Origin of the sequence: Faecalibacterium sp. DFI.5.82 (assembly GCF_029076575.1) — a bacterium.
Classification (GTDB): domain Bacteria; phylum Bacillota; class Clostridia; order Oscillospirales; family Ruminococcaceae; genus Faecalibacterium; species Faecalibacterium duncaniae.
The window spans coordinates 1-305 of the sequence record NZ_JARFIS010000627.1; the positions used below are offsets into that span (position 1 = coordinate 1).

Genomic DNA, 305 nt, shown 5'->3' on the forward strand with positions numbered 1-305 from the left:
CTGATCCCCCGCTTCTACGATGCCACGGAGGGCACCGTGGAGATCCTGGGCCGTCCGGCGCAGGAGTACCCCCGCGCGGATCTGCGCGGCAGTGTGGCGGTCGTGATGCAGAAAGCCCAGCTGTTTGGCGGCACCATCCGCTCCAACCTGCTGTGGGGCAACAAGAACGCGGCGGACGCTGACCTGTGGGACGCACTGGAGACCGAACAGGCTGCGGATTTTGTCAGGGCAAAGCCCCTTGGGCTGGACGAGCCTGTGGAGCAGGGCGGCCGGAACCTGTCCGGCGGCCAGAAGCAGCGCCTGAC

1 protein-coding gene is annotated in these 305 nt (G+C 67.5%); it reads left to right on the forward strand.

Annotated features, from left to right (window positions below; genetic code table 11):
• The coding region (locus tag P0G09_RS18165) for an ABC transporter ATP-binding protein (protein WP_275253367.1) at window positions 1–305 on the forward strand (305 nt) is incomplete at both ends.